The organism is Kitasatospora sp. NPDC004723, assembly GCF_040609255.1.
Taxonomy (GTDB): Bacteria; Actinomycetota; Actinomycetes; order Streptomycetales; family Streptomycetaceae; genus Kitasatospora.
In genome coordinates this window covers 41921-54248 of the sequence record NZ_JBEXJT010000017.1, presented here as the reverse complement: position 1 = coordinate 54248, position 12328 = coordinate 41921, and the positions used below count along the sequence as shown (strand labels likewise).

Annotated in this window: 10 protein-coding genes; 2 read left to right on the top strand and 8 right to left on the bottom strand. The window is 77.0% G+C overall.

The window, feature by feature from the left end; all coding sequences use genetic code 11:
- Window positions 1-337 precede the first annotated feature (337 nt).
- The 5 genes from ABZW10_RS18565 to ABZW10_RS18545 form a co-directional block, all read right to left on the bottom strand.
- Window positions 338-1708, bottom strand: a complete 1371-nt coding sequence (locus tag ABZW10_RS18565; protein ID WP_355366482.1) for an ABC transporter permease — start codon at window positions 1706-1708, stop codon at window positions 338-340.
- Window positions 1705-2502, bottom strand: coding sequence for an ABC transporter ATP-binding protein (locus ABZW10_RS18560; protein ID WP_355366479.1), 798 nt, complete (start codon window positions 2500-2502; stop codon window positions 1705-1707). The genes ABZW10_RS18565 and ABZW10_RS18560 overlap by 4 nt, the downstream gene beginning before the upstream one ends.
- A 214-nt stretch (window positions 2503-2716) precedes the next feature.
- On the bottom strand, window positions 2717-3505 hold the full coding sequence (locus ABZW10_RS18555; RefSeq protein WP_355366476.1) for an aminotransferase class IV: 789 nt from the start codon (window positions 3503-3505) through the stop codon (window positions 2717-2719).
- Window positions 3506-3575: 70 nt separating this feature from the next.
- Window positions 3576-5009 (bottom strand): pyridoxal-phosphate dependent enzyme, encoded by a 1434-nt coding sequence (locus ABZW10_RS18550; protein WP_355366473.1) that lies wholly within the window; start codon window positions 5007-5009, stop codon window positions 3576-3578.
- 135 nt (window positions 5010-5144) lie between these two features.
- Window positions 5145-6245, bottom strand: a complete 1101-nt coding sequence (locus tag ABZW10_RS18545; protein ID WP_355366470.1) for a GNAT family N-acetyltransferase — start codon at window positions 6243-6245, stop codon at window positions 5145-5147.
- Between the two features lie 604 nt (window positions 6246-6849).
- Between ABZW10_RS18545 and ABZW10_RS18540 the strand changes: the two genes are divergently transcribed.
- Window positions 6850-8010, top strand: coding sequence for a glycosyltransferase 87 family protein (locus ABZW10_RS18540; RefSeq protein WP_355366467.1), 1161 nt, complete (start codon window positions 6850-6852; stop codon window positions 8008-8010).
- Window positions 8007-9179, top strand: coding sequence for a glycosyltransferase family 4 protein (locus tag ABZW10_RS18535; RefSeq protein WP_355366464.1), 1173 nt, complete (start codon window positions 8007-8009; stop codon window positions 9177-9179). Before ABZW10_RS18540 ends, ABZW10_RS18535 begins: the two co-directional genes overlap by 4 nt.
- Window positions 9180-9481: 302 nt before the next feature.
- On the opposite strand, the gene ABZW10_RS18530 is transcribed toward ABZW10_RS18535, so the two are convergent.
- The 3 genes from ABZW10_RS18530 to ABZW10_RS18520 are packed head-to-tail and all read right to left on the bottom strand — an operon-like array spanning window position 9482 to window position 12185.
- Complete coding sequence (locus ABZW10_RS18530; protein WP_355366461.1) at window positions 9482-10177, bottom strand: alpha/beta hydrolase; 696 nt, start codon at window positions 10175-10177, stop codon at window positions 9482-9484.
- A gap of 56 nt (window positions 10178-10233) precedes the next feature.
- Window positions 10234-10899: a response regulator transcription factor gene (locus ABZW10_RS18525; RefSeq protein ID WP_355366458.1), complete on the bottom strand. Its 666-nt coding sequence runs from the start codon at window positions 10897-10899 to the stop codon at window positions 10234-10236.
- Window positions 10887-12185, bottom strand: coding sequence for a sensor domain-containing protein (locus ABZW10_RS18520; protein WP_355366741.1), 1299 nt, complete (start codon window positions 12183-12185; stop codon window positions 10887-10889). Before ABZW10_RS18520 ends, ABZW10_RS18525 begins: the two co-directional genes overlap by 13 nt.
- Window positions 12186-12328 lie beyond the last annotated feature (143 nt).

The following is a 12328-nucleotide window of genomic DNA, read 5'->3' as shown; positions in this document are numbered from 1 at the left end:
ACCCCGGCCGCCTGCGCGACGACACCGGGCGCGCCGGGCCCGGCGGCGGGCAGGCCCGGTCCGGTGGAGCCGAGCACGTGGTCGGCGGTGATGCCGGTGCGCACCTGCTCGCCGGTCTCGTGGCGGATGGTGCTCTGCATGAACAGCAGGGTGCCGCAGAAGGCGGTGACCATCACGATCGGCGTGATCGCGGAGGCCAGCCGGCGGGCGTTGGCGCGGGTGTTGTCGGCCGCCAGCGAACCGGGCGCGCCTCCCGCCCGCAGCGGCAGGCCCAGCACCCAGGCCGCGGCGCGGGCCACCCACGGGCCGAGCAGGGCGACCGCGACCAGGAAGCACATCACCACGCCGAGCGCGGTGTTGGCGGCGTTCTCGCCGTCCAGGTTGGCCGCGACCGCGGCGAGCACCACGCCGCCGGCCGTGAAGACCACGCCCAGCAGGGTGCGGACGACACCGAGCCGGGCCGGTTCCACGGCGGCCGCGCCCAGCGCCTGGCTCGCCCGCATCTTCGCGGGCGGCGGGCGGCGAAGAATCCGGCCGCGAGGGCGGCGAGCGTGCACAGCACGACCGCGATCAGCATCGGCAGCGGTCCGACCGACAGCTCGACGTCGGCCGGGACGACGCCGCGCTCCACCATCCCGTCGAACCACCAGCGGGCCAGGCCCACGCCGGGCAGGATGCCGAGCGCGGCGGCGAGCGGCGCGACCAGCATCGCCTCGGTGGCGATGGTGCGCCGGATCTGGCGCGGGGTGGCGCCGACGGCGCGCAGCAGGGCGAACTCGCGGGCACGCTGGCCGGTGGCCAGGGCGACGGTGGAGACGACCACGAACACCGCGGTCATGGTGGCGGTACCGCCGAAGGAGCCGCCGATCGCGACCAGCATCACCTTGGCCTCGTTGAGCACGGGCTGCTCGGCCTCGCCGCGCCCCTTACCGCTCAGCACCTCGGCGGCGCCGCCGACGGCCTGCTTCACCTGGGCGGTCAGGGTCTTGCGGTCGACGCCCTCGCGGGGCTGGACGGCGATGGCGTCCACCCGGCCGGGGTGGCCGGAGATCCGGTCGGCCTGCTGGTCGGCGAACCAGGCGGTGGGGCCGGCCTGCTGGGCGGCGGCGAGGCCGGAGATCCGGTAGCTGCCGCTGCCACCGGGAGCGCTGAGCGCCACGGTCGCGCCCGGCGCGAGGTGGGCTGCGCGCGCCGTGTCGGCGTCCAGGACGACCTCGTCCACGCCGGGGGCGCGGCCCTCGACCAGCTTGTCCTGCGGGCCGGCGATGCCGAGCGCGGCGAAGCCCCGGCCGGTGAGCGGGCCCGCCGGGCCCGCGCCGTTCCGGGGTGCGCCCTGCGCCGTGCTCTGCGCCGCGCTCTGCAGCGTGCTCTGCAGCGGGAAGGAGGTGTCCGGGCGGGCGGCGGCGACACCGGGCTGTCCGGCGATCCCGGCCACCAGGCCCGCGTCCACCCGGGCCCGCTCGGACAGCGGCTGCTCGTGGGTGTCGTCGTCGCCGTTCTTCTTGTACTTGATGGAGACGTTCGGGTCGGCGGCCACCACGACCGGCGCCTCGGCGTACCGGACGGACGGCACCGAGGCGGTGATGCCGGTCTGCAGCAGCGTGCCGCAGGCCATGATCACGGCGGCACCGAACAGCAGCGCGACGAAGGTGCCGACGAAGGACGCGGGGCGGAAGCGCACCGAGGCGCGGGCGAGTCCGTTGCTCACGCCGCCACCCCCACCGGACGCGCGGTCAGGCTGACCATCCGGTCGGCGACCGTCTTCGGGTCCGGGTGGTACAGCTCGTCGGCGAGCGCGCCGTCGGCCAGGAAGACCACCCGGTCGGCGAACGAGGCGGCCACCGGGTCGTGGGTCACCATGACGACGGTGGCGCCCATGGTGTCCACCGCGCGCCGCAGCAGGCCGAGCACCTCGTGGGCGGTCGTGGTGTCCAGTGCGCCGGTCGGCTCGTCCGCGAACAGCACGTCCGGGGCGGTGATCAGCGCGCGGGCGATCGCCACCCGCTGCTGCTGACCGCCCGACAGCTGACCGGGGCGCCTGCGGCCGAGGTCGCCGAGGCCGACCTGTGCGAGCAGCTCCCTCGCCCTGGCCCGGTCCTGGCGCTCCCCGGCGAGGCGCTGCGGGAGCAGCACGTTCTGCAGCACGGTCAGCGAGGGCAGCAGGTTGAAGGACTGGAAGACGAAACCGATCCGGCTGCGGCGCAGCTTGGTCAGCCGGTCCTCGCTCAGCCGGGTGATCTCCTCGCCGGCCAGGTAGACCTCACCGGCGCTCGGGCGGTCCAGGCCGGCCGCGCACTGCAGGAAGGTGCTCTTGCCGGAACCGGACGGTCCCATCACGGCGGTGAAGGTGCCGTGGCCGAGCGCCAGGTCGATGCCACGCAGGGCGTGCACGGTCTCGCCACCGCGGCCGTAGCTGCGCCGGACGTCGCGCAGCTCGATCGCGGCGTGGGCGGCGGGGCGCCCGGTCGGCTCGGGCTGGGGGCGGGAACGGCGGGGTGCCATGGTGGGCCTTCCTTCGTGGATCGTCGCTGCTCGTCGACGAGTTCCAGGCTAGGAAGGCGGGATGCGGCGGACCATGCAGGCCGCTGGCGGACCGGGGGTGGGGTTATCCCCCGGTCCGGTGTCCGGGCGATGCCCGGGCGGCGTCAGGGCGTGCGCGCCGGGCGCGTGCGCCGGGCGCGCGTTCGGTGGTGCGCTTCGGGTCGGGCGCCGGCGGTCAGATCTGCTCGCCGTCGACGCCTTCGTAGGCGGCGCGCAGCTCGGCGACAACCGGGTGCGCCGGGTCGAGGGCGGTGCCGTCGACCGCGGCGAGCGGGCGGACGCCGACGCCCGCGTTGACGGCGACGGCGGCGACGAAGCCGCCGAGGGCGTCCACGGTGACGGGATCGCGCCGCTGCGGGCCGGTGTGGGCGCCGGCCAGCAGGGCGGCAGTGACGCCGGGCAGCGCGGCGGCGTCCGGCCAGACCAGCTCGCGGCCGTCGTACAGGGCGACGTTCCAGGTGGCCCCCTCGGTGACGCGACCCGCGTCGTCGAGCAGCAGGGCGTCGTCGTAGCCGTCGAGTTGGGCGAGCCGGCGCTGGTGCAGCAGGCCGAACAGGCCGACGTGCTTCACCTCCGGCAGCTCGCGCCGGTACGCGACGGTGCGCACCCGCAGCGGCCCCGGCGCGGCGGCCGGTGCCGGGCGGGTGGTGACCAGCAGGTGGGGTACGGCGGGGGCGGAGGGGCGCTCCAGGCCGAGCGCCGGGTCGAACACGGTGACCCGGACGATCACCGGCGCGCCGTCGGCCGGGAGCGCCCGGCGGATCCGGGTGCGGACCTGCGCCCGGTCCAGCTCGGCACCGAACACCGTGCGGCAGTCGCGGACCAGCCGGTCCAGGTGCAGCGCGAGGCCCCGGGTACGGCCGGACTCGGCGCGCAGGGTGGTGAAGTGCCCGTAGTTGAGCAGGCCCAGGGCCGCCAGCCGGGCGGGGTCGGCGGGGGCTCCGTCGATCTCGATCTCTGCCATGGCGTCGAGTCTCCCAGGGGCCCCTGGAAACCGCCGCGCGGGGCGGGGACCGCCGGCCCTGGGGCCCCGGCTAGTCGGCGAGCGCCGGCCGCGGCAGCACCCCGGCGGCCCGGCCGTCCACCAGGACCAGGACGCCCGGGTGCCCCGACCCGAGCGCCGCGCGGGCCTCCGCCACCGACTGCCCGACGCCCACCGCCGGCAGCGCCGGCCCGAGCAGGGCGCCCAGCGGGGCGTCCGGCTTGGCGGAGCCGTCCGCGAGCGCCGCCGCCAGCACCTCCCGGGACACCGCGCCGACCACCTCCGCCGCGCTCACCCCGTACGGGCGCGCCGTCCGCGCCAGGACGGCCGGGGCGACGCCGCCCGGCACGCCGTGCAGCGTCCGCGCCGCCTCACCGACGGTGGCATCGGCGTCGACCGTGACCAGTGGCCCGGCGCTGTCGAGCAGCGGCCGCAGGCCCGTCGGCTCCGCCGGCACGGCGTTCTCCACCGCGCCGCCGGTCTCCACCGCGCCGCCGTCCTCCAGGAAGCCCCACTGCCGCATCCACGCGTCGCTGTGCACCTTGGACAGGTAGGAGCGGCCCGAGTCCGGCAGCAGCACCACGACCAGGTCCTCCGGCCCCAGCCGGCGCGCCACCCGCAGCGCCGCCGCCACCGCCGTGCCGGAGGACGGCCCGGCCAGGATGCCCTCCTCGCGGGCGAGCCGGCGCGCCGTCAGCAGCGACTCGCGGTCCGGGATGCGCTCGAAGGCGTCCGCGGCGTCCCGCCGGTAGGCCAACGGCCAGCGGTCCTCGACGGTGTCCGGGTGGATGAAGTGGCCGATGCTCTCGACGTAGTACGGGCTGCCGTCCCCGCCGCCGTAGACCGAGCTCTCGGGATCGGCGCCGACCACGGTCACCGCGCCGCCGGAGACCGCCTTCAGATGGCCGCCGGTGCCGGTGATGGTGCCTCCGGTGCCGACCCCCGCGACGAAGTGGGTCACCCGGCCGCCGGTCTGCTCCCAGATCTCCGGGCCGGTGGTCCGGACATGCGCGTCAGGATTGGCCTGATTGTCGTACTGGTCGGCGAGCCAGGCTCCGGGGGTCTCCTCGACGATCCGGCGGACGACGTTGAACAGGTGCGCCGGGTCCTCCAGCGGCACGGCGGTCGGCGCGAGCACCACCTCCGCGCCGTACGCGCGCAGGATGTCCCACTTCTCCGGCGCCGTCCGGTCCGCCACCGCCGCGATCACCCGGTAGCCGCGCCGGCGGCCGACGATGGCGAGGCCGATACCGGTGTTGCCCGAGGTCGCCTCCACGATCGTCCCGCCGGGCGCCAGCAGCCCGTCGCGCTCGGCGGCCAGCACCATGGACAGCGCGGCGCGGTCCTTCACGCTGCCGCCGATGCTGAGGAACTCGGCCTTGGCGTAGACCGGGGCGGCGAGACCGGCGCCGAGCCGGGCGAGGCGGATCAGCGGCGTCCCGCCGATCGCGTCGAGTACGGATTCGTGCACTGCGGGTGCGGACATGGCGGGCTCCTCAACTCGGTGTGCTGCGGGTGGTGTCGACAGGCCTCCGGCGGAGCCTGCCCAGGGTGGCGCGCCGGTAGGCCGGATCCTGCGACTCGTCCGCGGTGTGCGGTGGTGTGCGCGGGGTCCGGCCCCTCAGGTCGTCGCCGCGCCGTCCGACGGCCGGGGGGCGGGAGCGTCCGGCCGGGGTTCCTCGGACGGCCGGGGCAGGTCCGGGACGGCCGGAGCCCGGTAGGGCGTCACCACCGCCCGCCCCGCGGCGCGGGCCGCCTGCTCGATGTGCCCGATCCGATAGGCGAGGCCCTCCGGTTCACCGATGTCCGCCCAGCGCCAGGCCTCCGCCCACCACTGCGGGCCGCGCACCAGCGGACGGCCGGCGAGCGCGAGGTGCAGGGCGAGGGTCGAGCGGGCGTAACCGTGCACCCACCCGTCGGCCTGCCGGTAGGCGGCGGTCTCGTCCAGGCGCAGCCGGCGGCCCTCGCTCCCCGCGGCGAGCAGTGGCGTCCAGACCGCCTCGGCCGGGTCGGGCGACGGGCGGTCGGCGACCAGCAGCACCAGGCGGCCGTCCTCCTCCCGGACGCGGTAGGGCGGGAGCTGGGGCATCCGGGCGAGGCCGAGGGCGTGCTTCCAGGAGACCACCCACAGGCCGCGGCGCAGGTGGTAGCGGACGGCGTGCTGCCAGGTCCAGTGCGCCTCCAGCCGGTAGCCGGGCAGGCCCTCGGCGGTGGCGGCCCGGTAGACGTGGTCGAGGGCGGTCGCCGCGAGGCCGCGGCCGCGCGCCGAGGGGCGGAGGTAGAGCGAGGAGACGGCCAACTGGCCCGGGCCCCTGGTCCAGTTGTCGACGGCGACGGTCCCGACCGGCTCGGTCTCCCCGGGGCCGGTGCCCATGCCGGGGCCGGTGCCGGGGCCGGTGCCGGGGCCGGGGCTGGGCCCGGGGCCGGGGCCGGGGGCGCCGTTGTCCCCGGTTCCGCCGGCCAGCAGCCAGTAGCGGCGGCGGTACAGCTCGCCGCCCGGCCACTCGCGGCCGCTCTCACCGAGGCGCTCGCGCAGCCGTCGCTCCTCGGCCGGGCCGATCGCCGCCGGGTCGACGCACTCGCCCAACTCCCCCTCGGCGCAGGAGGCGAGGTCCCAGAGCGCGAATCCACGCCCCTCGCCCTCCCCCACCGCCCGCACCCCGGGCGCCGTCGCCAACCGTTCCTGCGCCCGCCCGACCGCCGCATCCCAGGACCTCACCACGGGGTCCACGATAGCGAGCCATCGGCACCGAACGTAATTCGGTGGACACCGAACGTGAGATCGGATACGAATTCCCTTGTCCGGAACGCCCGCTGACGAGGAGGAGCCCACAGCCGTGCACACCGACCGCGCCCACGGCGCCGTGTTCAGGACGCGGGGGCCGCCCCGGCCGCCCGCCCGGTGGTAGGGGAAACCCGACCTGAGGACTCGACCTGACCGTCATGACCTCGCCGACCTGCGCCGCTGCAATGAAGTGGTGCTGATTCACCGCATCCGTACCGCGCTTCCGTCCGGCCCGGGCCCTGCCTCCCGGCCCGGCTCCACCTCCCGATCCGCTTCCGCTTCCGGTTCCAGTTCCGGTTCCGGTTCCGCTTCCGTCCCCCGCCGCGGCCGTCCGCCCCGCACCGGCCGTGTCCACCGCGTCCCCCGTCCACCGGGTTCCTCCGGTCCGCCCCGCCCACCCGGCGGGCGGAGGGCGCTGTGGTGCGGCGGGTGGCTGGTCGCGGCCGGGTGGGCGGGGGCGTTCCCACTCGTCTCCGGGCTGGGACCGCACCGGAGTTGGGGGCTGCTCGCAGCCGCCGGGTACCTCGCGGCGGCGGTCGCCGTGCTCACGCTGCCGCCGCGGTGGGCGCGGGCCGGATCGGTGACGGTCGCGCTGGCCGGTGCGGTGCTCGCGCCGCTGCTTCTCCTGGTCGCGACCGGGCAGGGGCAGAGCGAGGTCGCCGTCATCGAACGGTCGGGCGAGTTGCTGCTCCGGCACGGAACGCCGTACCTGGCCGAGCCGCACACGGTCGCCGAGTACACCCCCTACCTGCCCGGGATGGCACTGTTCGGGCTGCCCCGCGCCCTGTTCGGCGCGGACGGCTGGCCGACCCGGCTGCTCGGCGACGCCCGCCTGTGGTGCGCCGCCGTGTTCCTCGGCTGCCTGGCCGCCGCCGTCCGCCCCGGACGGCCCGGCACCGGCGGCGGCGTCGGTGTCGGTGTCGGTGTCGGTGTCGGCTTCCCCGGCGGCGGCGGCCTGAACGTGCCCGTTCTCGTGGTGGCGGCGCTGGTCGCCTCACCACCGGTCGCGCTGCCGCTCTGCGTCAGCGGAGTCGACCTGCCGCTGACCGGCCTCTGCCTGCTCGCGCTCGCCCTGGCCGGACGGGCCCGCCCGTTCGCCGCCGGGTCGGCCCTCGCGCTGGCCTGCGCGCTCAAGTGGACGGCCTGGCCCGCGGTCGCGGTCGTCGTCGCCCTGCTCGCCGCCACGGCCGGACGCCGGTCGGCCCTGCGCGCGTTCGCCACCGCCACCGTCGGCACGGCCGCGCTGGTCCTGCCCGGCGCACTGCGCGCGCCGGGGCCGCTGGTGGAGCAGGTGTTCGCCTTCCCCACCGGGCGCGGTGGGCTGCCCACCCCGGCGAGCAGCCCGCTGCCCGGCCGGCTGCTCGCCGACCTCGGCCCCGGCGGCTGGTACACGGCGCTCGCCCTGCTGCTGCTCGCCGGGCTCGCCGTCGCCGCGTCGCTGGTCCGCACCCCTCCCCGGGACACCGTCGCCGCCGCCGACCGGCTCGCGCTCGGCCTCGCCCTGGCGTTCCTGCTCGCCCCCGCCACCCGCTTCGGCTACCTCGCCCTGCCCGCCGTGCTGGCCCTCGTCCCCCGCCTCCCCCTGATCCCCCTCCCTCGCATCACCGGTCCGCACCGTCCTCCCCGCCCGCGGTCCACGCCGCGCGCCGTCCCGTCCGCCGCCCCGCACCCCCGCACACCCCAGGTGGTCCCCGTCCCATGACCGGCACACTGATCGTCACCAACGACTTCCCGCCCCGGCAGGGCGGCATCGAGACCTTCGTCCACGCCATGGCCACCCGGCTGCCCGCCGACCAGGTCGTCGTCTACACCTCGGACGAGCCCGGCGCCGCCCGCCATGACGCCGCGCTCCCGTTCCCGGTGGTCCGCGACCGGTCCCGGACCCTGCTCCCCACCCCGCGGGTGACCCGCCGGGCCGCCGAACTCGCCCGGGCGTACGGCTGCGACCGGGTCTGGTTCGGCGCCGCGGCCCCGCTCGCCGCGATGACCCCGGAGCTGCGGCGGCAGGCCCCCGGCATCCGACGGACCGTCGCCACCACCCACGGCCACGAGATCTGGTGGGCCCGCACCCCCGTGGCCCGGCGTCTGCTGCGGCGGATCGGCGACAGCGTCGACGTCGTCACCTACCTCGGTGCCCACACCCGCGACCGGATCGCACCCGCGCTCGGCCCGGCGGCCCGCCTGGAGCGGCTGGTCCCCGGGGTGGACACCGAACTGTTCCGCCCACGCCCCCGGGAGGCCGACCCGCAGGCGCCGGTGATCCTCTGCGTGGCACGACTCGTCCCGCGCAAGGGCCAGGACACCCTGATACGGGCGCTCCCGCTGATCCGGCGGACCGTGCCGGGCGCGGTCCTCGTCCTGGTCGGCCAGGGGCCGGACGAACACCGCCTGCGCGGCCTCGCCCACCGGCTCACCGAACCCGGCACGGTCGTCTTCGCCGGCGGCCGCGAACACGCCGACACCCCGGACGCCTACGCCGCGGCCGACGTCTTCGCGATGCCCTGCCGCACCCGCCGGGCCGGTCTGGAGGCGGAGGGCCTCGGCATCGTCTTCCTGGAGGCGGCCGCCGCCGGCCTGCCCGTCGTCGTCGGCCGCTCCGGGGGCGCCCCGGACGCCGTCCTCGACGGCGTCAACGGCACGGTCGTCGACGGCCGCGACCCGTCCGCCGTCGCCACCGCGATCACCCGCATCCTCCGCGCCCCCGCCCCCGACCGCGCCCGGATGACCACCGCCGGCCGCCAGTGGGTCCGAACCCACTGGTCCTGGGACACCACCGCCCACCGCCTGGCCACCCTCCTCGCCGAGAGCCCCACCCCACCCGAGCAGGCACACCACCAGCCGCCCAGCCGCCCCGACCAACCCCGGCGCTGACCCCGCGCCCCCTCACCGATCGGCCGGGCCGACCCGACACAGCCGGTAGCCCCGCCCAACCCGCCTGCCCAAGCCGGGCCGTACCCAGCGGGCCACCCGCCCAGAGCCGACCGCCCCGCCGGACCGGCCACCACACACCTCGGCCGGGCCGAGCCGCAGCCGCCCAGAGCACCGAAGCAGTCCCCACGCCGGGGGGCCACAGCGGGCCACGCGCCGGCCCCGGCCCCGGGGCGACCGGGGCGACCGGGGCGACCGGGGCGACCAGGGCGACGCTCGGCTCAGCAGTGGGGCGGGCGGGCCGGTCAGCGGTGGGCGGCGGTCAGGAGGAACTCGGCGAGGGCCGTGGGCCGGGAGAACATCGGCCAGTGGCCGATGTCGAGGGTGGCGTGGTGCCAGTCGGCGTCGCGGACGAGGGCGGCGACGGCGGGCGGGGGTTCGGGGCTGTCGAGGAGGCAGGTGAGGTAGGTCGCAGGTATCGCGGCGAGCGGACCGGCCAGGGCGGCGGGCTCGGTGAGGGTGCCGCCGGGGTGCGGGGTGGCGCCGGTGACGATCCGGGAGATCTGCGCGTCGGTGAGCCCCTGGCCCGCGAACCCGTCGGCGGTGAGCGGCGGCCAGTAGCCGTCGTTGGCGCCGATCGAAGCGGCGACGGCCTCACCCCACGGCCCGGCACCGACAAACGCCTGCCCGTCGACGGGGACGTTGGCATCGACCAGGACCAGGTGGGCGAGCCGGTCACCGATCCGCTCCGCGGCCTGCCCGACCGGGATGCCCGAGTAGCTGTGCCCCACCAGGACCACGTCACGCAGGTCGCGCTCCTCCACGAGGTCGACGACGTCCTGCACATGGGTCTGCTGTCCGGCGGGCAGACCGCGCCGTTCGGCGAGGCCGGAGAGGGTCAACGGGTGCACACCGTGTCCGGCGGCGCGCAGCCCGGGGACGACGTCGTCCCAGGCCCAAGCCCCCAGCCAGGCACCCGCCACGAGTACGAATTCCGTCATGACCGGCACGGTAGCGCCCGGCACCGACAACGAGCCCGCCCCGCCGAGCCGCCCGGCTACTCGCCGCGCAGGTCGGCGAGGTGGGCCAGGACGGCGAGGACCCGCCGGTTGCCCTCCACCGGGTCGAGGTCGAGCTTCATGAAGATGTTCCCGCAGTGCTTCACCACGGACGCCTCGGTGATGCTCAGCCGGGCGCCGACCGCCTGGTTGTTGAGGCCCTCCGCCATCAGCCCCAGCACCTCGCGCTCGCGTGGGGTCAGCCGGGCGATCGGGCGGTCGGCGGACTGCTGCCGGAGCAGCACCCGGACGACCTCCGGGTCGATCACCGTCTCCCCGGCCGCCACCCGCCCCAGCACGTCCAGGAACTCGGACACCTCGCCGACCCGGTCCTTGAGCAGGTAGCCGAGCCCGGCCCGCTGCGCGCCGGCCGCACCGAGCAGCCGGGTGGCGTACGGGGTGGCCACGTACTGGGAGAGGACGAGGACGGGCAGGCCGGGGTGGCGTCCGCGCAGGTCGAGGGCGGCGCGCAGCCCCTCGTCGTGGAAGCCGGGCGGCATCCGGACGTCGGTGACGACGGCGTCCGGCCGCTCGGCGTCGACGGCGGCGGCGAGGGCGTCCGCGTCGCCCACGGCGGCGACCACCCGGTGGCCGCCCCTGGTGAGCAGTTCGACCAGGCCGGCCCGGAGCAGCACGGCGTCCTCGGCGATGACTAGCCGGAGCACGGCACCTCCAGCCGGAGCCTGGTCGGCCCGCCGGTCGGACTCGTCACCATCAGTCGTCCTCTCAGGATCGCGACCCGGTCGGCCAGTCCCTGGAGTCCGGCCCCGGCGGCCGGGTCGGCGCCGCCGCGGCCGTCGTCGGTCACCTGGAGCACCAGCCGACCGTCCGCGATCCGCCCGTGCACGGTGATGGCGGCGGCGCCGCTGTGCTTGGCGGCGTTGGTGAGTGCCTCGGTGACGGTGAAGTAGGCGGTGGACTCGACCGGGCCGGGCAGCCGTCCGGGCAGGTCCAGGTCGACCTCGACGGGGATCGGGTGGCGCAGCGCGACCTCGGTGACGGCGGCGGCCAGTCCGTGGTCGGTGAGCACCTGGGGGTGGATGCCGCGGACCAGGCCGCGCAGCTGCTCCAGCGCCTGCCGGGCCTCGCCGCGCGCCCGGTCGACCAGGTCGAGCACCGGGTCGTCACCGACCGGCCCGGCCCCGGGGGGCGTGCCGCCGGCGGCGCCGCCGCGTTGGCGCAGCTCGTGCGCGGCCAGGCCGAGGGTCATGCTGAGGGCGACGAGCTGCTGCTGGGCGCCGTCGTGCAGGTCGCGTTCGATGCGGCGGCGCTCGGCCTCGAAGGCGTCCACCAACCGGGCCCGGGAGCGGGTCAGTTCGACGACCTGCCGGCCGAGGCCCTCCTCGCGGGGGCCGAGCAGCAGCCGGGCCAGCCGGACGTGGACGGCGCTGAGCAGCGCCCCGGCGTAGCCGGCGAGCAGCAGCCCGGCCAGGCCGACGGCGGTGGCGGGCAGGGCGTGCAGCGGTCCCTGGACGGCGTGGCCGGGGAGCAGCATGACGGTCTCGGGGGCCAGCGCCCAGACCACGAGGGGGCTGACGACCAGCGCCGCGGAGAACACCAGCAGGGCGGTGAGGCCGAGTCCGGCGGCGGTGAGCGGCGGGCCGACGAGCAGGGTGTGGGCGAGCTCGCGCCAGGTCGCGCGTTCGCGCAGCCTGGTCCGGAGCCGGGCACGGCGACCGGCCCCGGGCAGTGCGCGGTGCGGGTCGGGCAGCGGGGTCGGTTCGACGAGCCGTAGCAGGCGGCGTTCCAGGGCGCCGACGGGCAGGCCGGAGAGGGCGACGGCCAGCAGCAGCGGCAGGCCGATGCCGACCACCGAGAGCCCGAGACCGAGCACCGCGAGGACGACCAGCAGGACCACCACCAGCAGGCTCAGCAGGGCGCCGCCGACCAGGTAGGCCCAGCAGCGCAGCGAGTCGCGGGTGAGCGGGAAGCGGAGCGGACGGGCGCGCAGCGCCGCCAGGACGGCGACGGGGGGCGGGGACTGCGGCGCGTCGGCCGCACCGTCGAGGGCCTCGTCGACGGCCTCGCGTGTGGCCCCGTCGGCATCAACGTCGACATCCACGCCGACGTTCACACCCGTGCCCCCGTCCGCTG

Bases quoted from the DNA above. Each gene is read 5' to 3' on its own strand.
- ABZW10_RS18560 (WP_355366479.1), bottom strand. From the start codon at position 2,502: ATGGCACCCCGCCGTTCCCGCCCCCAGCCCGAGCCGACCGGGCGCCCC.
- ABZW10_RS18535 (WP_355366464.1), top strand. From the start codon at position 8,007: ATGACCGGCACACTGATCGTCACCAACGACTTCCCGCCCCGGCAGGGC.
- ABZW10_RS18555 (WP_355366476.1), bottom strand. From the start codon at position 3,505: ATGGCAGAGATCGAGATCGACGGAGCCCCCGCCGACCCCGCCCGGCTG.
- ABZW10_RS18550 (WP_355366473.1), bottom strand. From the start codon at position 5,009: ATGTCCGCACCCGCAGTGCACGAATCCGTACTCGACGCGATCGGCGGG.
- ABZW10_RS18530 (WP_355366461.1), bottom strand. From the start codon at position 10,177: ATGACGGAATTCGTACTCGTGGCGGGTGCCTGGCTGGGGGCTTGGGCC.